The 20,366-nt window shown below is 47.0% G+C and carries 18 protein-coding genes and 2 tRNA genes; 8 read left to right on the top strand and 12 right to left on the bottom strand.

Annotated features, from left to right (window positions below; all coding sequences use genetic code 11):
• Position 1 precedes the first annotated feature (1 nt).
• Positions 2-898, top strand: a complete 897-nt coding sequence (locus NSQ38_RS28920; protein ID WP_339785531.1) for a Cof-type HAD-IIB family hydrolase — start codon at positions 2-4, stop codon at positions 896-898.
• A 64-nt stretch (positions 899-962) separates the two neighbouring features.
• Here the strand turns inward: NSQ38_RS28920 and NSQ38_RS28925 are convergent, their stop codons facing one another.
• Together NSQ38_RS28925 and NSQ38_RS28930 are read right to left on the bottom strand one after the other, a co-directional pair.
• Positions 963-1,634 (bottom strand): MgtC/SapB family protein, encoded by a 672-nt coding sequence (locus NSQ38_RS28925; protein WP_339785533.1) that lies wholly within the window; start codon positions 1,632-1,634, stop codon positions 963-965.
• A gap of 282 nt (positions 1,635-1,916) precedes the next feature.
• Positions 1,917-2,519, bottom strand: a complete 603-nt coding sequence (locus NSQ38_RS28930; protein WP_143760274.1) for a flavin reductase family protein — start codon at positions 2,517-2,519, stop codon at positions 1,917-1,919.
• 164 nt (positions 2,520-2,683) lie between these two features.
• Between NSQ38_RS28930 and NSQ38_RS28935 the strand changes: the two genes are divergently transcribed.
• Entirely contained in the window at positions 2,684-3,382 is a 699-nt protein-coding gene (locus NSQ38_RS28935; RefSeq protein WP_339785536.1) for a winged helix-turn-helix domain-containing protein, read from the top strand.
• A 184-nt stretch (positions 3,383-3,566) separates the two neighbouring features.
• Here the strand turns inward: NSQ38_RS28935 and NSQ38_RS28940 are convergent.
• The 3 genes from NSQ38_RS28940 to NSQ38_RS28950 all read right to left on the bottom strand — a co-directional run bounded on the left by NSQ38_RS28940 (position 3,567) and on the right by NSQ38_RS28950 (position 4,292).
• A tRNA-Ser gene (locus NSQ38_RS28940) sits at positions 3,567-3,655 on the bottom strand.
• Positions 3,656-3,661: 6 nt separating this feature from the next.
• Positions 3,662-3,737: transfer RNA gene (locus tag NSQ38_RS28945), tRNA-Asn, on the bottom strand.
• A gap of 93 nt (positions 3,738-3,830) precedes the next feature.
• A complete protein-coding gene (locus NSQ38_RS28950) occupies positions 3,831-4,292 on the bottom strand; it encodes a SprT family protein (RefSeq protein ID WP_339785539.1) in 462 nt (153 codons plus the stop codon).
• Between the two features lie 119 nt (positions 4,293-4,411).
• Between NSQ38_RS28950 and NSQ38_RS28955 the strand changes: the two genes are divergently transcribed.
• Together NSQ38_RS28955 and cmpA are read left to right on the top strand one after the other, a co-directional pair.
• The gene (locus NSQ38_RS28955; protein WP_017690032.1) at positions 4,412-4,768 is read left to right on the top strand and encodes a hypothetical protein; all 357 of its coding nucleotides are present in this window, start codon (positions 4,412-4,414) and stop codon (positions 4,766-4,768) included.
• Between the two features lie 181 nt (positions 4,769-4,949).
• Complete coding sequence (gene cmpA, locus NSQ38_RS28960) at positions 4,950-5,093, top strand: cortex morphogenetic protein CmpA (RefSeq protein WP_017690033.1); 144 nt, start codon at positions 4,950-4,952, stop codon at positions 5,091-5,093.
• 180 nt (positions 5,094-5,273) lie between these two features.
• On the opposite strand, the gene NSQ38_RS28965 is transcribed toward cmpA, so the two are convergent.
• The 6 genes from NSQ38_RS28965 to NSQ38_RS28990 all read right to left on the bottom strand — a co-directional run bounded on the left by NSQ38_RS28965 (position 5,274) and on the right by NSQ38_RS28990 (position 13,875).
• Positions 5,274-7,496, bottom strand: coding sequence for a Tex family protein (locus tag NSQ38_RS28965; RefSeq protein WP_339785542.1), 2,223 nt, complete (start codon positions 7,494-7,496; stop codon positions 5,274-5,276).
• 277 nt (positions 7,497-7,773) lie between these two features.
• Positions 7,774-9,963, bottom strand: a complete 2,190-nt coding sequence (locus NSQ38_RS28970; RefSeq protein ID WP_339785543.1) for an alpha-galactosidase — start codon at positions 9,961-9,963, stop codon at positions 7,774-7,776.
• Positions 9,964-10,199: 236 nt separating this feature from the next.
• Positions 10,200-10,550: a type II toxin-antitoxin system PemK/MazF family toxin gene (locus NSQ38_RS28975; protein ID WP_024630714.1), complete on the bottom strand. Its 351-nt coding sequence runs from the start codon at positions 10,548-10,550 to the stop codon at positions 10,200-10,202.
• Positions 10,551-10,553: 3 nt separating this feature from the next.
• Positions 10,554-10,835 carry a ribbon-helix-helix protein, CopG family gene (locus NSQ38_RS28980; RefSeq protein WP_017690037.1) on the bottom strand — a complete coding sequence of 94 codons (282 nt, stop codon included), beginning with the start codon at positions 10,833-10,835 and terminating at the stop codon, positions 10,554-10,556.
• Positions 10,836-11,095: 260 nt separating this feature from the next.
• Positions 11,096-12,283 (bottom strand): alanine racemase, encoded by a 1,188-nt coding sequence (gene alr / locus NSQ38_RS28985; protein ID WP_339785545.1) that lies wholly within the window; start codon positions 12,281-12,283, stop codon positions 11,096-11,098.
• A gap of 395 nt (positions 12,284-12,678) precedes the next feature.
• Positions 12,679-13,875 carry a DUF4367 domain-containing protein gene (locus NSQ38_RS28990; protein ID WP_338592156.1) on the bottom strand — a complete coding sequence of 399 codons (1,197 nt, stop codon included), beginning with the start codon at positions 13,873-13,875 and terminating at the stop codon, positions 12,679-12,681.
• 247 nt (positions 13,876-14,122) lie between these two features.
• Between NSQ38_RS28990 and NSQ38_RS28995 the strand changes: the two genes are divergently transcribed.
• A complete protein-coding gene (locus NSQ38_RS28995; protein WP_339785547.1) occupies positions 14,123-15,613 on the top strand; it encodes a serine hydrolase in 1,491 nt (496 codons plus the stop codon).
• A 245-nt stretch (positions 15,614-15,858) separates the two neighbouring features.
• Here the strand turns inward: NSQ38_RS28995 and NSQ38_RS29000 are convergent, their stop codons facing one another.
• Positions 15,859-17,745: an ABC transporter substrate-binding protein gene (locus tag NSQ38_RS29000; RefSeq protein ID WP_339785549.1), complete on the bottom strand. Its 1,887-nt coding sequence runs from the start codon at positions 17,743-17,745 to the stop codon at positions 15,859-15,861.
• A 165-nt stretch (positions 17,746-17,910) separates the two neighbouring features.
• Between NSQ38_RS29000 and NSQ38_RS29005 the strand changes: the two genes are divergently transcribed.
• The 3 genes from NSQ38_RS29005 to NSQ38_RS29015 all read left to right on the top strand — a co-directional run bounded on the left by NSQ38_RS29005 (position 17,911) and on the right by NSQ38_RS29015 (position 20,317).
• The gene (locus tag NSQ38_RS29005; protein ID WP_339785551.1) at positions 17,911-19,161 is read left to right on the top strand and encodes an MFS transporter; all 1,251 of its coding nucleotides are present in this window, start codon (positions 17,911-17,913) and stop codon (positions 19,159-19,161) included.
• Positions 19,162-19,335: 174 nt separating this feature from the next.
• Complete coding sequence (locus NSQ38_RS29010) at positions 19,336-19,545, top strand: helix-turn-helix transcriptional regulator (protein ID WP_017690042.1); 210 nt, start codon at positions 19,336-19,338, stop codon at positions 19,543-19,545.
• Position 19,546: 1 nt separating this feature from the next.
• Positions 19,547-20,317, top strand: a complete 771-nt coding sequence (locus tag NSQ38_RS29015) for a DUF3169 family protein (RefSeq protein WP_339785554.1) — start codon at positions 19,547-19,549, stop codon at positions 20,315-20,317.
• Positions 20,318-20,366: the final 49 nt, after the last annotated feature.

Consider the following 20,366-nt stretch of genomic DNA (forward strand, 5'->3'; position numbering starts at 1 on the left):
TATGAAATTATTTGCCACAGATTTAGATGGAACTTTGTTGAACATAGATAGCCAGATTAGCCCGGAGAACGCCGCAGCCATCCAAAAGGCCCAGCAATCCGGTATGAAGGTTACCATTGCTACAGGACGCGTCTATTCCGATGTTGTGACCATCAGCCGCGAAGGCGGGATCAAAACCCCAATTATCGGCTCCAACGGAGCAACAATTCATGATGCAGACGGTGAACGTTTGTTCCACCTTCCGCTCGAGCGTGACACAGCAGCTTCCGTCATGCATTGGCTGGAAGATCATGATGTCTATTATGAGGCTTCAACGCAACAAGGCATCTATGCCCCGCGTAGCAGTCATGAGACCTTGCTCGCCGAGATGGAACGTGTTCTTGGTTCAAACCCTGGTGAGGACATTGCACGCATGATTCGCTCCATCAAGAAACACTATGACAAAAAAGACTACCACCGCGTAAACAGCCATCTCGAAATTCCGGCAGAAGCCTACATCTATAATATTATGGCCTTCTCCATGAATCCGGACAAAGTAAAGACAGGACGAGAATACTTCGCTTCCCGATCCGATGTCGCCATGGTTGTATCCTTTGAGCATAACTTCGAAATGCAGCACCCGGACGTATCCAAAGGTAATGCCCTAACCAAACTGGCGGCTCACCTGAACATCTCCATGGAAGATACAGTAGCGATCGGTGATAACTTCAACGATGTCTCCATGTTAAAAATGGCAGGACTCGGCATCGCCATGGGTAATGGCGAACCCGAAATCCAGGCATTAGCCAAAGCCATAACGCTGACCAATGTGGAGCACGGTGTTGCCCATGCCATCGAGTGCCTGCTTGAAGGTAAACCGGTGTCCCGTCCAGAAACGATTGTCGGAGAAGGTCAGTAATTGAACCCATACTGAATTAAGCACTGAACCTGCATGGTCGCCTGTTGAGCCATGCAGGTTCGCTTCATTTTAACTCCGCAGATCGAACGTGAGGCACGTCCTGTAACAAAATAATCAGTTGCTCGCCCCGGTATGAACCCGGCAGTTGCAACGTGAACTCAAGCACAGTCTCTTCCACGGAGTCTGTGCTTGTTTGCTGTTCAGTCTTAAATCCGATGACCGAGATTTTCTCCTGCCCCATCAGTGCCAAAACAGTCTTCAGGGCCTCTCCCTCATTTTGCAGATGGATGGTTAACGTCTCTGTTCGGGCGGATACCAGCCAGCGTGTAGGTCTATGCAGTAACATCTGTGCCACGACAATAAGCAGCGTCACGCCTGCACCCGTCCAATACAGACCTGAACCCACGGCAAGTCCCATGCCCGCCGTAGCCCATATGCCAGCTGCTGTGGTTAATCCCCTGACCGTGTGACGCTGTGTGAAGATCATGCCCGCTCCAATGAACCCCACACCGCTAACGACTTGTGCAGCGATCCTTGAAGGGTCAAGGGACAGATTGTCCCAGCCAGCCTGATCCTGGAATCCGTATTTCGATACAATCATCATCAGGGCGGCACCTACAGCAACCACAAAATGAGTACGGATACCCGCCTCTTTCATTCGATTCTTGCGCTCATATCCGATTAGCACACCACATATTCCAGCTATGAGTACACGCATCAAATATTCCACTTCCATGCACATCACCTCTTTCATTATGTATATGCTTACATGTGTATCTTTACTATTACCCAATCTTTCACTGACCATATAAGTTGAACTAAAGATTATTTACACTGGCACTACGATGACAGAACAACCTTCCAATCGCTGTTATCCCCAGATTTTTTCTATTCCCTTTCCTAAAGGGAAAAATCAGGGGATAAAGGCGAACGCTTCGCTTTTTCAGGTTTTTTCTGTCCTCTCCGTTATCGTGTAAATGATTAATTCATCTTATATAATAAAAAGCCTCTACTCAGGTCAATTCTCTGCCCGAAAATTGCCCCCTTGTCTCTCTCCCAATCCGTAATAATGTCTGAAATTATATATCAGCGGATGCCATTCTTCTGGATTAATCTTGTTCGGTCCAGATATTAGCCTTGTGTGCGCGTGCACCTTCACCGCTTTCACTTCCACAATCGCCATGAACGGTGTGTGTTCAGGAATACGTATGTGTTGTACAGCCGCTTCAATCTGGAGCGGACATTCAGCTATTTTATCTGGAGCCACCTGAACCGATGATTCAGATGTCAGTCCAGCTACGGTGAATTTATCATGACAATATTCATAGCCCATCTGCCTTTTCTCCTCAGGAACCGGGCTAACTCCCGTATAACGACCCAATGCCTCAACCTGTTTCCACATAGTCGCATCCGGCAAATTAATCACACACTCCCGATGTCGACTCAGATTTTCATAGGCTTTGCCTTGAGTACCTAGACCGAGAACCAGACAGTCTCCAAGCGCCCAAGACGAAGATAATGGTGACAGGTTGGTTGACCCATCCTCATTTAATGTGCTTAGCAGCAATACAGGCGTACCATAATATAAAATACTGGGATTAATCGTTTCATGTTGAATCACTGCTGGACTCTCGGACAACTGCCCTGTAGCAAAGTCCTGTTTCGTTATCTTTTTCACCCTGTACCTCTCCTGTTCCCATTCCAATGATTTATAAGCTCAATCTGACCCATATGGGACGATACAACTGGATTGTAATACAGTAATAGTTCAGATATGATCGAAGTATGAATGTATATCCGAATATTACTGTTATTGCGTCGTTAATCGCTGATCCAAGCCGTGCTATTTTTCTGTCATCCTTGCTAGATGGGCGTGCGTTGCCCGCAGGAGAGCTTGCTCATATGGCAAGTGTCACTCCCCAGACGGCAAGCAGCCATCTAGCTAAACTCGTAGAGGGAGGATTACTTGAAGTTGAACAACAAGGACGCCATCGATACTACCGTCTGGCAAACAAAGAAATTGCTAATCTGATTGAAACGATGGCCAGTATTGCTCCGCCTGTACAGATCCGTTCTCTCAAACAATCCGATCAGCTTCAACAACTGAGCCATGCACGGACCTGTTATAGTCATCTGGCCGGAAAATTGGGAATCTCGCTCTGTGAAGCCTTATTACAGAAGGGGTATCTTTCAGAGCCCGAAGAGGCACACAGCAAGGATTATCAAGTTACAGAGAAAGGAATACAGTGGTTCACTTCGTTTGGAATTAAACTTCAGATGCAGCCAGGATCACGCCGGGCCATCGCTCGCAAATGTCTGGATTGGAGCGAACGCCGTCATCATCTCTCAGGTATGCTTGGGGAACAACTCAGACATCGGTTAGCGGAACTGGACTGGATTCGTCAAAAAATAGGAAGTCGCTCTGTCGAAGTGACGGAAGCAGGCAAGAAAGGTTTATACGAGGTGTTGAGCATTTCACTTTAAGCAGAAGCGTATACAAGGGATAAGCAAAGATGAATAAACGCAAAAAATCCCCTTCACACTGACCGTTAACCGGTCTAATGTGAAGAGGATTTTTTGTGCAATCAGAACGGAGAGAGAGGGGTACTCTCACTTCGTTCGAGACTGCGAAGTATTGCTAACGAAGCTTATGCTCCGACGAACCTAACGGAGAGAGAGGGATTCGAACCCTCGCACCGCTTACGCAGTCTAACCCCTTAGCAGAGGGTCCCCTTATAGCCACTTGGGTATCTCTCCAAGAAATGGCTCCCCGAACAGGGCTCGAACCTGTGACAACTCGATTAACAGTCGAGTGCTCTACCAACTGAGCTATCAGGGAAAATTAACTTGAATAAGATTAATTTATCATGATTAATAATCCAAGTCAACATCCCTTCCATCACTTTCTTTAATACATTGGATGATACACACATCAGATATTCTGAAGCCCCAGTTTTCCCGCGCAACGACCACAACGGAAACGCTTCGGATCTATTTTCCGCTTGCGCAAATATTCCGTACCACAGCTCTTGCACACCAGCTTATAACGATATGGCAGCGGCTTTCTGCCTTTGCCGTCAGGAAGCGATTGACAGTAACGCGAGCCACCTACCTTCTGCAATAAAGCCTTAAATTCCGGATCACGATGCTGATAGCCGCGCCCACGAATATGCAGATGATAGTGACACAGCTCATGTTTGATGATTTTCTCAACCTCATCTCGCCCATAGGCTTCGAGTTGATGCGGATTGATCTCAATCCGGTGACTTTTGAGCATATAACGCCCACCCGTCGTGGTCAGGCGACTGTTAAACAACGCTTCATGGGTGAACGGTACTCCGAAATGATCCAGTGATACCTGTTCAATCCATTGTTGCAATTCCTCATTTTCCATCGGTATCCTCTCCTTGCACCCCCTCGGAGCATTTGTTTTTCCGGCATAATACTTGAATTTTAACCGTTTCGTAGGCTACACTGTCAAGTAGAATGTATGAGGGGAGATTATTACTCGTTATGCCTACAATGCGCTATGTCATCCTGCAGCAGGAACAACAATTGCAGTTCGTGGAAATGCCGGCAGATTACGCCTATCAACTCAGTGCGCTCAACCTGCGCCTGCACAAGGAAATTGATAAACTCACTGCAGCAGATGTCCCTGTCCTGCCTTGGGCGATCGCCGAATGTGACAGCCTCGATCTCCTAAACGAAAATCTTACTATCATCGGCGGCCTTGATTATATCAATGCGCTTGAAGAATCTTTTGCAGCACTACGTGAAAGCCATTATCCTTTGATTTCTCTGCTTACCGAAATCCGGGCTCTTCAGGCCCAATTGGAACAATGGTATGAAGAAGAGATGGAAGCTCTCTAATTCACCGCAGGTATCATTTTATAATGATGAGAACAAAAAGCACATCTCCCTGAATTGGGATTTGTGTTTTTTTGAGTAAAAAAGATTGATTTGCCGGAGGGCCTCCACTTATCCCGCACAGTCCAGGCTATTGCCACATATGCTAACGTACAGATGAATTATGCAAGAGGAGGAGATACCCTTGCCTCAATGGCTTTGCAATCAACTGATGCGTGCATTTCACAAAAAGGACAGCCGGCAAATCAAGTTGCTGAACGAATGCTGGTTCTTTTATCGTAACAAACCAGCAAATGGCACACCACGCAGCGCGGAGAACGAACTTTAAGAGGTTGTTCATAAAAGTCTGCATCGGATTACGAAGGATGGCCTTTTGAACACGCACTTTAAGAAAATGCACATATTGCCCACCGTACTTACTAGAGGAATTAGAACGAACAACGGGACTATTACTGTAGACAACAAACAGCCTTCCCGGTCAGGGAAGGCTGTTCTCCAATCCTATTACTTAAGAAGACTGTTGCGCAGAAGCAGGCTTCTTCATCGTAAGGCCGACACGGCCTTTTTTGGTATCCACATTCATAACCCAGACCGTTACATTATCCCCGACAGATACAACATCCATCGGGTGTTTAACATATCCGTTGCTGAGCTGTGAAATATGGACAAGCCCATCACTCTTAATTCCAATATCCACAAAGGCACCAAAATCAATTACGTTCCGAACCGTACCTTGCAGCTCCATGCCTTCTACCAGATCCTCAATTTTCAATACATCTGTACGGAAGATTGGCAACGGCATTTCTTCACGCGGGTCACGACCCGGACGCTGCAAGCTGTCCAGAATGTCACGCAATGTAGGCACACCTACGTCCAGTTTCACAGCCAATTGCTCTGGCTGTTGCTCTGACAGTAATACCGACAGTTCCTTACTGCCCAGCTTGTCCAGTGCAACCTGAAGCTCCTTGAACAGCTGATCCACAACCTTGTAAGACTCAGGGTGAATAGGTGTACGATCCAATGGATTCTCGCCCTCACCAATACGCATAAATCCTACGCACTGCTCATAGGTTTTGGCACCCAGACGTGGCACCTTCTGAAGCTGACGGCGGTTCGTGAACCGGCCATTCTCTTCCCGGTACTTCACGATGTTTTTGGCAATCGTAGCGTTAACTCCAGCAACATATGACAGCAACGAAGGTGATGCCGTATTTACATCCACACCCACATGGTTAACTGCGGATTCCACGACAGCCTTCAAGCTTTCCTCCAGAACCTTCTGGGAAACGTCATGTTGATATTGACCCACGCCAATGGCTTTTGGATCAATCTTAACCAACTCCGCAAGCGGGTCTTGTACACGGCGTGCAATGGAAGCTGCACTGCGCTCCGCAACATCCAAATCCGGGAACTCTTCCTGGGCCAGCTTGGATGCAGAATAAACACTCGCGCCTGCTTCATTAACAATCAGGTACACAAGACTTTCATCACCGTTCTCCTGAATGATCTCGGCAACAAACTGCTCCGTTTCACGCGATCCGGTACCATTACCAATGACGATCAGTCCGATATCATATTGCTTGATCATGCGATGGAATACTTCGGCAGCTTCACGTTTCTTGTTGTGTGGTGGCGTTGGGTAGGTCACAGCCACTTCCAGCAACTTGCCCGTATCATCTACTACAGCCAGTTTACAACCGGTACGATAGGCCGGATCGACACCCAGCACACGTTTGCCATGAATCGGCGGTTGAAGCAGCAGGTTACGCAGATTGGCCGAGAATACCGATATAGCCTGATTTTCACCCTTTTCCGTGAGCTCTCCACGAACTTCGCGCTCGATGGAAGGCGCAATCAGCCGCTTGTATGCATCTTCAATCACATCACGCAGGATATCCTGCACGGCAGAAGCACCACGAATGATCTGTCCTTCCATATGGCGATGGGCTGGTTCTGCCTGTACGTCCAGGCCGACTTTCAGAATACTCTCACGTTCACCGCGATTAATCGCGAGAATACGGTGTGGAGGCATCTTTTTGGCTAGTTCGCGGTAATCATAATAATTCTCGTACACGGATTCCTCTTGAGCATCCTTCGCTTCTGAAGTCAACATCCCGTGATCCAAGGTGTACCGACGAATCCAGGCACGAATGGCAGCATCATCTGCGATGTTCTCAGCGAGAATGTCTTTGGCTCCCTGAAGTGCCGACTCCGCATCTTCTACACCCAGTTCAGCATTGATATATTTCGCAGCTTCCTGAAGTGCATCGCCTTGTTTCGGTTGACCCCAGATCCATACAGCAAGGGGTTCAAGACCTTTTTCTTTTGCCACGCTGGCACGAGTTTTCCGCTTCTGACGGTAAGGTCGATACAAGTCTTCCACTTCCTGCAGCTTCACAGCCTGCGTAATGGATTGCTTCAGTTCTCCGGTCAGCTTGCCCTGTTCCTCTATAATACGGATGACTTCCAATTTGCGATCCTCAAGATTGCGCAGATAAACAATGCGTTCTTCAATCGATCGCAGCTGGTTCTCATCCAGCTCTCCAGTCATTTCTTTACGGTAGCGGGCGATAAATGGAATCGTATTGCCTTCGTCCAGAAGCTCCGACGTTGTGCGGACCTGCTTCAAGGACAGTGACAGTTCCTTGGCTACCTGTTTGATGATTCGTTCATGGCGTTCTGCCTTTATTGTTTCTTCATTGGGTTCCAGAACCGTTTCCTGTTCAGACAAAATAAATCCCTCTTTCCTTCCTGAATCGTTCGTTACAATCATTTCAGGGCAGCTTTGCTGCTGTAATTACAGTATAGTTAAACCATTTGTTTCTTCCACTCTACCCTATATTATCACAAAATCACGTCCAGATTTCCATCAATCCTTGAGCATACAAGTTCTGACAGAATCATGTTATCCTCCAGCCTTCCCCATTACGTCAAAAAAAGACCGAAAAACGTCATCACGACGCTCCCCGGTCCTTCCTTTTTTTTAAAGCTTTAAATAAAATAGCAATCTAGACGCGCTCGAACCGGAACATCTCGCTCAGATAGTCTCCTGATGTGCTGCCTACCGAAATACCACCATACATCAAGGCATCGCCGGTAAAGGTCTCCGAGCCGCCTTTCAGACGGTAATCCGCATTAGGGTCCAATCCTTTCAGCTTCAGCCGCTGAAGTGGCGCATTGGGCTCAGAGAGCACGCGGAAGTAGAATACAACGGCTTCGCTTCCGTCTGGTGCAATAAACATCCACGCTGTCTCATTGCCTTCAAACGGACTGAGCAAGCGACGGAATGTTCCATATTGAACCGTTCCACGAATCTCTTTGTACAGCTCAACCTGGGCTTTCACGATGTCGTTCTCTTCCTCGGTGAATTTCGTCAAATCCAGCTCATACCCGAAGTTGCCCGACATCGCAACATGTCCCCGAATCTCAAGAGAAGTTATCCGGTTGACCTGATGATTCGGTACCGCTGAGATATGTGATCCCATCGAACTTACCGGGTACACAAGACTGGTACCGTATTGAATCCGCAGACGGGATATAGCATCCGTGTTATCACTTGTCCACGTCTGTGGCATGTAATACAGCATACCTGGATCGAAGCGGCCACCACCACCTGAACAACTCTCGAACAGAATATTCGGGAACGCCGAAGTGATTCGTTCCATGACGTCATACAATCCCAACATGTAACGATGCGCTGTCTCACGCTGTCTATCTGCCGGAAGCAACGCGGAACCCACTTCCGTCATATTCCGGTTCATATCCCATTTCACATAAGTAATTGGTGCAGAACCAAGTACGTCTGTTAACATGCGCACAATCTCATCACGTACATCCTGACGAGAGAAATCGAGTACCAATTGTTGACGTCCTTCTGTCCGGCGACGATCAGGCACATGCAGACACCAGTCTGGGTGCGCACGGTACAGCTCACTGTCTGGTGAGATCATTTCAGGCTCAAACCACAATCCGAACTGCATGTCCAGACCTGTTACCCGGTTAGCCAGATCATCCAGTCCCTGTGGCAATTTGTTCTTATCTACAATCCAGTCGCCCAGCGAGGAGTTGTCACTGTCCCGGTGTCCAAACCAGCCATCATCCAAAACAAACAGCTCAATACCCAGCTTCTGTCCAGCACGAGCGATCTGTTCAATCTTATCTGCATTGAATCCAAAGTAGGTTGCTTCCCAATTATTGACCAGAACCGGACGTTCCGCATTACGGAACTTACCACGCGCAAGACGCTCCCGATACAATTCGTGGTAGGACTGTGACATGCCGTCCAAACCTGCATCCGAGTATACCATAACCGTTTCAGGTGTCTGGAACGCTTCCTGTGGCTCCAACTTCCAGCTGAACTCAAACGGGTTGATCCCGAGCGATACACGGGTGGTGTGGAACTGATCCACTTCAGCCTGTGCGGTGAAGCTGCCACTATAAACGAGACTGAATCCGTAAACTTCACCTTGGTCTTCATCCGTGCCTGGTGTCATCAGCGCAATAAATGGATTCTGCTGGTGACTGCTTGAACCGCGACGGCTCTCAATCCCTTGCAGGCCTGACGCAAGCGGTCTGCGAACGATATCACGTTCCCGTGTCCATGCACCTGACAATTGCAACAATTCATAATCCGCATGCGGCAAATCAACAGAAGAACTGAGCGCACGCACCACATTCACTGAGGTAGCGCTCTCATTAACGATACGCATGGAGCGTGTAATCGCATTAAATGCCGTAAAGGCTGTATAAGAAAGCTCGATTTTGATACCAGCGACGCGGTCTTCCAACTCAATAACCAGTGTCTCTGCTTCGTCATCGGATTCAACATACGTTGCTGGCAATCCAGTAAGCGCTGTCTTTCCTTTGACCAATCGATGGCCTGTATACGTAAACTCCGAAACCGTTGAGCCATTCTCAAGTTCCAATTGGATTGCAGGATTACGGAAATCACTCGTGCCATACACTGGTAATTCTACTGGCAACGTATCGAACGAGATTGTACGATCCTCTGGTACCGGGTTCGGACTGAAAGATGCTCGTTCTGTACGAACATGCAACCAGCTCAGATCGGTGTCACGTAATTTTTTGCCATAATACAAATGCACCAAATATCCTGAAGGCAGTACCTGAAATACGTAACTGGCCTCACGGGTCTGTAAATGAAATTGAAGTTTCTCCTGATTGATGTAAATGCTCATATGTCTCCTCCACCTCTATATATATAGGTCTTTCGGGTAAACGGTTTCTCAGGTTTCATTATAGCGAAAAGATCGCCAATGTTCTACGCTTTCATCAAGCTTTAATCAAAAGAGCGCATAACAGCCCGAAGGTTGTCATACGCTCTTTTGGTTACAGTCTGAATTCAGTGTGTTCCCTTACAGGAACATCCATTGCCAACGGACGGCAGGGCAGCGTACAAGACGCTGGTTACTGCCTAAAAATCAATTAAACCAAGGCTGATCTGTAAGGCTTCGTTGACCAATTTCATGGTCTCCTCGTCCAGATGGGTAATCTTGTCAGTCAACCTCTGCTTATCAATCGTCCGTATTTGTTCGAGCAAAATAACCGAGTCCCGGTCAAAGCCATGTGCCGCCGCATCAATTTCAACATGCGTTGGCAGCTTTGCCTTCTGAATCTGGGCGGTGATAGCCGCCACAATACAAGTTGGACTGAACCGGTTGCCGATATCATTCTGGATCACCAGAACCGGCCTGACTCCACCTTGCTCGGAACCGACAACGGGAGAAAGATCCGCAAAAAAAACGTCACCACGTTTTACGATCAATGTCTACACCCCGCTAACTAAGCGGTCCAGAGTGCTGTCCGCATCTTCCTCCGCATGAAAGGCTTCGGATGCCATGGTCAGATTAATTTTTGCCATCTCCATGTACCCTCGCTGCATCGTTTCACGGATGTAACGTTTCTTACGCTCCGTTAAATACAGCTTCATAGCCTGCCTAATCAATTCGCTGCGGTTGGAATTCTCCAGCGCTACGATGCCATCCACTTCCTGCAAAAGATAATCAGGTAAACTGATCATGATCCGCTTGGTGTTCTGCAAGTTGGCCACCTTTCTTCCACCCCCACAAACCTTTCGCCATTGTGAACCAGTATTACGTTTTTCCAGAACTTTTATACAAAGGAATATATATGCCCCGAGTATATCAAGTATGCTGTACTCCATTATAAACACGGGGAACAATATTCGTACAGACCAAACATCTCAATTCAGGAATTAAATCCTTACCGTCATACATAATTCGAGATGCTCCGACAGTTTTCCTTCTGTTCTGAAAAAAAGTTTATTGGTAATGACGTCCAGTTTAACTATCAGGATGTCAAAAGTGGATTGATTCTGGCGACTACTGCTCCCCCGCGGGTATATACCCGCGGAATACGGTGCGCCATCATGCAGATCACTTCATAAGCAATCGTACCGAGCTGGGATGCCACCTCGTCTGCGGTTATAACGCCACCAGACTGATGACCGATGAGGACAACCTCTTCGCCGACTTGAATTTCTTCCGCCTCTTCCGCGAAAGATTGTAACGACACCATACACTGATCCATGCAGATCGTACCGACGACAGGGACGCGGCGGCCGCGTACAAGCACTTGTGCTTTACCTGTCAGCATTCTGGAGAATCCGTCTGCATATCCGATCGGCAGGGTCGCTATTCGTTCGTAACCTTGCGTAAAATAACGGGTTCCGTAACTGATCCCCCAATGGGGTGGCAGTGTTTTGACCAGAACCGCTTTTGTCTTCAGCGTCAATACCGGGGACAGCTTCACCACCTGATGATTCACCTCAGCCGAAGGATACAGTCCGTACAGGCTTATTCCCACACGTACCATGTCATAGGACAATTCCGGTGTATCAATGGCAGCGGCGCTGTTCGCCGTATGTATAATCGGGATGGAACATCCCTGATCCCTGAGCGCATGAACCACGCCTTGGAACCGTCTATACTGCTCCAGTGTATAGGTTTTGTCTTCTTCATCTGCTCTGGCAAAATGGGTAAACATGCCTTCCAGCATCACCTGATTGAGCGAAGCTACTTCCTGAATGAAAGCCAATGCCTCATCGCCAGGCAACAGGCCTAATCGGCCCATGCCGCTGTCGATTTTAATATGAACCTTCAGTTTGTTAGCGAATGTGCTCGCATCCAGATGTCGAATGGCGTCAAGCACTTCCCTGCTGAACAGTGTGACGGTCACATCATGTTGCCATGCAACAGCGATCCCTTCAGGCGGCGTATAACCCAATACCAGAATTGGAATCGTAATCCCATGTTGTCGCAGTTCCAGAGCTTCGTCAAGAAAAGCCACACTTAAGTAATCCACACCCACTCGTTCCAGTTCTCTAGCCGTCTCCACCGCTCCGTGTCCATAGGCATTGGCCTTCACACAGGCGAGGAATTTCATGCCCTGAGGCAATGCCTCGCGGAAAGCTTCTACGTTAGTACACAAATGATCCAAATTGATGTCCGCTTGGGTCGGCCGATATTGTCCTTGCACGTTAAGTCACCTTCTCTAATTATCTTAATCCGGCTCACGTCAGACTCCATCGTAATGCTCCAGCATGTGACTGTCAAATGAACCGAAGTTTCGCATTCAAAAACAGATGTAAGGTGCGCCGTTTGAGGAACAAATGCGAACACAGAAGAAGACCAATAAGCGAGATTGGCAGGGCTAAATTCCACTTTCCCACCCCAGCAAAATCTGCTTATATCGATTATTTACCCGGTTCCCTCTGCGTAGAAGCGCATTTTGCATTATTGGGTGTATTGAGTAAGAAAAACGGCGCCAGATGAATACCTGTCTTACATCAAAGCAAAGCACCGGAGAACGGGTCTCCGATGCTTCTTAGCATTCCTTATGTTTATGCTACTATTCGTTCATTCGTTCAAAAATCATTTGCCTGACTCTTCCTGCATCGATGTTGCAATGCGTACCATTTCGTTCTGAGGCAGGTCTGCACTGGTGATCCGATACTCTATACCATCTGTCATCCATGTCAGTGTCTGCAACGCATCTCCGCTGATCATCCCCAGTGTGAATCCAAGATCCACTACACTGGATGGAGCAAGCGATACGGCTCGATCCTGCGGTCTGGCTTCGAATATCGTGTAATTATATGTTCCTTCATAACGAAGCATAACCGAATAGTCCCCAGCCTCTTCCAGAATCTGATCATCCTTGAGCTGCACACCTTCTGGCGCATAAGTCGGCTGAATTACACCAAAACTGTCTGCCCCTTCCGGCTCTGCAAGCGTTGGTTCTTCGCCTTCCTGACCTGTTGCAGCACCCTCTGTACCTTGCTGCTCTGTGTCACCACCTACACCCGACTGTCCATCAGTAACGGCTCCATCAGGTTCAGGCGCTGTCTGAGGATTGGCAGGTTCTTTACCGCCCTCACCTGTTTGCTCCGCAGGAGTTACACCAGAATCCGTTCCTGTTTTGCCGCCTTCTTCTGTATTGGCTGTCATGTTACGTTGCATATCAAATGCATCTTTCTCAAATTCAGTCCCGAATTTGAAGGAGTCAAACTTCACATCCACAACCACATTGGCATTGGAGTCGGATACCTCCACCTGTTTAGGTGCGTAATCCGATTTGTTCAGCCAGATTTTCTGTCTGACAAGTGCGTGTGTATTATAATTGGCAGCTACATCAAAAACATAGCTCTCCTTCTCATCCGCAAACTGACGGGTTGTATCCCCCGTAATGCTCCGAATCAATGTTTCATAGAGATATACCTGTCCCTGATTATCTGGCCAATTGCTCTGAAAACGGAAGCTTTTGTTCTGGCTCGGCGTCAAAACAAACACGCCTTCATCGTTACGCAGTACAATCTGTGTTACATCCTTTTTGGCATTCGTTAACGCAATACGATAATAGGAAGGCTTCTGATGCCATACCTCGACCTTGTACTGCTGCGGCGTATCTCCGGTATGCAGCGTCATCACGCCTGCCCCCTGGTAACTTTCCATCTCTCCTACGACTTCGTTCAGATCTTTGACCACAGCTGCCGCATCCTTCTTCCCGCAGGCGGCAAGTAAGGCCGATAAGACCAATACCATGGCAAGCATCCATGATATTCGGCGCATGACATCATCCCCTTTAGCACATGTTTTCACTTCAGGATTGTGCTTGCAGCAGAACCCCTACTTGATTAGTACATGTTATGAGGGACTTGTTCGATATATGCGGACTAGTTTGACAAGCAATCGGTGAAGTCCGTTAATACGGCATTGCTACGCAAAATCAGTCTCGGGGAGGATGTTAACTTTATCCAGAAAAGGCATAGTGGATTGTAGGAAATTATTCGTTTATTGAATATTGGGAGGGGAAGGTATGACGACAACTAAGCTTCGTACATCACTGGAAGGACTGGATGAATTCATCGACGAGCAGCTTCGATTATGGAATGGTATCGGCACAGCGGTGGCTGTGATTCATAAGAATGAAGTCATCTGGCAAAAGGGCTACGGTTATCGTGACCTGGAGTCCAAACTTGAAGTTACCCCTAATACGTTGTTTGCCATCGGTTCAAGTACCAAAGCCTTTACCGCAGCAACCGCTGCTCTGCTTGTGGATCAGGGGATACTGGACTGGGATACCCCTGTGAAGTCGTATATGAAAGACTTCAAGATGTTCGATACGGTCGCAACAGAACGTCTCACTATTCGCGACATGTTGTGTCATCGCTCCGGTCTTCCAAGGCATGAGTTGGTATGGTACAACTCCCCACGCACAAGAGAAGAACTTGTTCGTACATTACAGTATCTGGAGCCAAATCAAGATTTCCGAAACAAATGGCAGTATCAGAACCTGATGTACATGACGGCAGGTTATCTGGTTGGACAATTGAAAGAAAATTCGTGGGAAGAGGTTGTTCAGAAGTCTCTATTTGACCCACTAGGTATGAACTCAAGCCTATTCTCTGTCGATGAGATGCAGCTTCAGACTGACTATGCCTGTCCTTATATAGAGAAAGATGGTCAGAATATTAGAACTCCTTTTCGAGCCATCGATACCATAGGACCCGCTGGTTCCATTAACAGTAATCTAGTCGATATGATTGCATGGCTTCAGTTCCAATTGCATTCAGGAGAATGGAAAGGAAAATCATTGATCTCTAAGGAACAGATGAAGATTATGCATAGTCCTCAGATGCCCAGTGATTCGCCGTTCATAAGCCAAGAACTGCCTGTGAGTACATATGGTCTGGGCTGGATGATTGAGCCATATCGTGGACATGCCATGATTCATCATGGTGGGGCTATTGATGGCTTCGCATCACAGGTTGCCTTTTTGCCAGAGGAGCAGATCGGGATCGTAGTACTGAGCAATACCAACGGAAGTGTTATTCCATATACGGTTGCTTTTCATATCATGGACCGACTGCTTGGATTGGAACCCGTCAATTGGAGTTCCAGAATGAGCAAATTAATGGGGAAAGCATCAGCAGAAACGGAGACTAATCCGGAGAATCCTTTGGAAGTACCTATTCAGCCAGACTCTGCCGTTGAGGAAAAAGTTGAAGAACCTCACATTACACCTTGTGATCGTCCTCTCATCACTTATGCAGGTATTTACACGAATCCTGGTTATGGCGAGATGTCTATTAAGGAAACATCGGACGGGTTACAAGCAACCTTTAACGCCATCGAAATGCCTATGGAATACACCGGAAAAGATACGTTTTCCGTCGAATTTGTGTTATTCGGTCTGAAGGTCACGTATACGTTCGCCCTGAATGAATCAGAAGTTGCACAATCCATCTCCATTCCTTTGTTGCTTGAACCGGGTACAAAGCCTATTGAATTCATTAGGGTTTCGTAAATGATCAAAACCTATATAAATTAAACTAATTAATGTTTACACTGGTCACTCTGATGGCAGAACAACCTTCTGATCGCTGTTATCCCCAGATTTCTTTGATTTCTTTTCATAAAGGGAAAATCCGGGGATAAAGGCGAACGCTCTGCTTCTTCAGGTTATTTCTGTCCTCTCCGTTTTGTATAAATGTTTAATTCAATTTATATAGAGAACACTTGCTTCATTTCCATTGTGGTAGCCAAACCTACCTACCACAACGGAATATACACCGGGTAACTCGCATCCTCTTCAGCGGCACCGGGATTTCTCTTCACCCACAATCTGCGAAGATCAGGCAGACCATAACCCGCAACACGATAATCTCGCAGCGATTCATGATGGGCGTGTTCCTCCCTGAAGCTGTACGCGGGCAGAAGCAACGCCTCCCGAATCAATCGATCTTCTAGCTGAATCAATCTATTCAACCGCTCCGCAGGTTCCTGGATCATGATCACTCGTCCACATTCCTGTTCCAGTTCATGTCTCCAGTAATCATTCATCGCAATCAGGAATAATGTGTTCTGAAAGGTATACATCGTCACCAGACTCAGCACGATATGATCATTGAACACTTCTCCCGTATAGATCAGATCACAATCCCTGAATCCATCTTGATAGACTGCATGAACCGGATCTCCCGCGATAATGTTAATATGTAGGCCAATCTGTTTACATCTCTCTGCAAACCAGACCATATCTGCCTCCATCTTCTCTCCTTCTTCCACCCACAGACTTAAACTCTGCCCTTGGTAAGAGCTACGACGCAATAATACTGAGGCCCGCGCCAGTGAGGTCTCGACAGAAAGTACTGTTTCAGGTGTGACCGAACCATCCGATTGTTCCGATTGCTGTTTCCATAGCTCCCTTTGATCCGCACCCTCCGTAAGATGTTGCTTCTGTACTCGTCCTCGAATCAGACTATAAGCAGCCTGCGTGTTCGGGCTTCCGAGTGCTTCCGACAACTCCTGCGCATTCAATAGCTGTTGAACAGCCCGGCGAAAATTCACATCATGCTGCGGCCCTTCCTTTTGCATATTAAACGTCATATACACTCCGCCCTGCATCTCATGCTGTACAGCACGAGGTTGTGCATCCGGAAATAAATCATGTTTGATGATGGACTCCGCTTTGCCCGAGTGGGGGAGCTGCCACACTTCAACACGATCCACATAAGCCCGCCCTTTGAAATAAGCAAGGAATACCTCAAGCACAAGCAGCTTCGAATCATGACGAGTCAACCGATAAGGTCCTGTGCCAATTGGATTAAGTGGGGTCATCTCCACATCTCTAGGCAGGATAGATGCACACATACTGCTCATTAGATCCAGGAACATGAAGTTGGGCTTATTCAACACAAAACGTACAGTCAACTGGTCATACGCTTCTATGCTCTCAATGGACCCAAACAAAGGCCTGCACGGGTTACTCTTGTCAGAGATAATGCGATCAAAGGTAAACTTGACGTCCTCGGCATCCAGTATCCTTCCATGATGAAAAGGTATGCCTTTGTGCAGATAAAAGGTCCATTCCCTTCCATCCGCATGACTCTCCCATGCCATAGCCAGACTCGGCTCACAGACTTGGCGTTCAGCATTATAACGAACCAAACGATCATAGACCTCTGCAATGATGAAAACTTCTCCCCACATCCCTGTTTGCGTTGGGTCGAGAGTCTTAAATGGTGTATTCTGCGGAATCCGCAATGTATCCACTCGGCCTCTGTCCCCATCATTCGAACGCAGACCGAATTGATGCTGCATTTGTTGCATCAAATGTTCTCGCATCGGTATTGGCAAGGTAGCGGCCAGTTCATAGGCATCCTCCATCCTGTTGCCATTCAGTAGATAGTCGAACCGTTCATGCGCCACTTCAAGCAACGGGACGTAAAATACCAGCATCGATTTTTTGCCTCTGCCACGCTGAGGGTTCCACCTGACCCATCCGTTCTCCTTGAATTTGTTCATAATGAGGTTCATGTTTCGCATCGTACAACATAAAAGATCGGCAAGTTCACCTACCGTTGTATGTACTTCTTGTTCATCATGCACATGTGGAAAGTTTAACCGCAGTTGAATGTAATGTTCTGATACGTCCATATATGCCCTACCTTCTTCTCATTCTAAATTTCTATCTTTTAATTTCCTTCCTCATTCTGCTAAAATACGAAATCTTCCTGGTTGCTTCTACAGTTTTTCTTCAGGTTTTCCTCCATTATACTCAGTAACATCAACATGACCAGTGGGAAGGAAGAAGAACGACTTATGAAATACGCCGATTTGCACCCTAACATCAGGATACGAATCATTACTGATTTTTTCACCGATTTGACCCAGAAGTCCATCATTCCATTCATGGCGATCTATCTGAGTGTTCAGATTGGCGCAGGTATGGCGGGGGTATTGCTGACGGTCAATATTGTAGCTTCCATGATTGTTGGATTGTGGGCAGGATATTGGTCTGATCGAATTGGACGGAAGAAGTTAATGGTGATTGCACAAACTCTGCAGGTAGTGGCCTTATTTTGTTTGGCCATCGCAAATTCACCGTGGATGGATTCGATCATTGTCACTTGTCTCATGTTTCTGCTCAGCAGTCTCAGTTCAGGGATCACAGTGCCGATTGCTAATGCCATGATTGTCGACGTGAGCAGTGAACATGAACGTCACTATGTATATGGATTGCAATATTGGACAACAAACGTTGCTGTAACCTTTGGCGCACTGATGGGCGGGCTATTTTTCGAATCATTTCGTTTCCTATTGTTCAGTCTGGTATGCCTAGAAAGTATAGCTACCCTGTTTATTTTGGTCTTCATGATTCGTGAAACAATGTATAAACGCGCATTAGGTTATGGCGATGCTCCCATCCAGAGGAACATACTGAAAACGTACTGGGCGGTCTTTCAGGACAAACGTTTCATGATATTTTTCACGGCTACGGTACTTGCAGTCTCCCTGGAATTTCAGTTGGATAAATACATCGCTGTTCGTCTAAAAAATGAATTCACCGCTCAACTGTTCGGCTCAGATATCTCAGGTTTGCATATGTTCAGCCTAATCATGGTCATCAACACCGTACTGGTCGCCTTGGTTGCCATTCCATTCTCCAAATGGATAGGTCGCTTCCAGTCCCGATCTATCATGACTGTCGGTATGCTCCTCTATACCGCAGGTTTCACCGTACTTGCTTTCAGCAACTGGGCCTGGTTACTTATCTTCTCCGCTATATTGCTGACCATTGGAGAATTGATGTACGCCCCTGTTCGTCTGGTCATGCTCGCGGGTATGATTCCAGATTCGGACCGTGCTGCCTATATGGCTGCTGACGGGTTGAGTTATAACGTTGCTGCCCTCCTCGGCAGTATTGGGTTAACTATTGGAGCCTTTCTGCCCTCCTATGCGATGGCTGGTCTGTATATCCTGATGGGGCTTGGAGCGCTCATCTTTTTCCGAATGTTACTTCGGAAGGCAGAGGAACAGAATCAACATCTGCCGTGTGCAGATGCATCTTGATTTCACTTTTCCGACAACTTTTCCGACAACAAAATAATCATCCAAGGGAGCCTGCCAGGCTCTCTTTTTCATGACCAATCTCATCGCATACAGGTAAATTATCTTTAACATTTTGTATATTATAGTTTACATTTAGTAAAATATCATGTACATTAGGTTCATGGAGGTGAGCAAGTGGAAGAATTACACAATCACGTTCGGGAGTTACGAGCCAGAGACCGGCTATCCCAAGCGGAACTGGCCAAACTCATTGGTGCATCCCGTCAAACCATTGCCCTGATTGAGCGTGGAGATTACTCTCCGTCGGTCGTTCTGGCACTAAAAATAGCACATGTATTTCGTGAACCTGTCGAAAAAATCTTTGAACTGAAAGGTGGAGATTAAAATGAAAAATTCATCATCCTCGTCCATTAAAAAGCGGTTGCGTCTTCCCTTGTATGCAGCAGGTGGCGCTGTAGTTGGTTTTCTCGGAGCTAGCGGAGTCAGTAAAGTCCCTTCTGACTTGAACTGGACGCTGTCCGTGTACTATGACTATGATCTTTTATTCGCAATACTGGCGGCTCTTGTGGTAGTTATGACGGTGTGGAACATCTTCAGTCTCTCCCGCACGCCATCTGTCCCTCCCATGGAAGATGATGCATATGGAGACTCCGATTCACTCATCTCTCCCGCAGAGCGCTCCCTCGGAAAAGCGATGATACTCAGCGGATTCAGTGTTATTCTTACGTTTACCTGGGCAGCACTTGCCTTGTCCTTGTATGCATCCAACCGAACCATGCCGAATTCTCCAGAACTGTTTAACCTCTTGAATCTTGTTGCTTCGTGCATCTCTATTATCATCGTTGTGGTCGTGCAAACTCTGACTGTGAAGCGATACAACCTTTATTTCCCTGATCGTGCGCTGGATTTGAACTCGCGCAATATGAAAAAAGATCACTTCGAGAAATTAGATGAAGGTGAGAAATGGATCGTGTATCGCGCAGCCTATCGTTCTTTTCAGATGATGAATGTACTTCTTGGTGTTGGAATGGTCTCTATGTTTCTATATTCGATGCTCTTTACCTTTGCTCCATTCCCAATTGTAATGCTCTCTGTGATCTGGATTGCCAACATTGGAATCTATTATCGTGAAACCTATCGTGCGAGTAATCAGTAATACATGGGTAAGTAACTATTTTGTAAATATTTTCATAAAGGAGTGTTTG

The organism is Paenibacillus sp. FSL R7-0313, assembly GCF_037969885.1.
Classification (GTDB): domain Bacteria; phylum Bacillota; class Bacilli; order Paenibacillales; family Paenibacillaceae; genus Paenibacillus.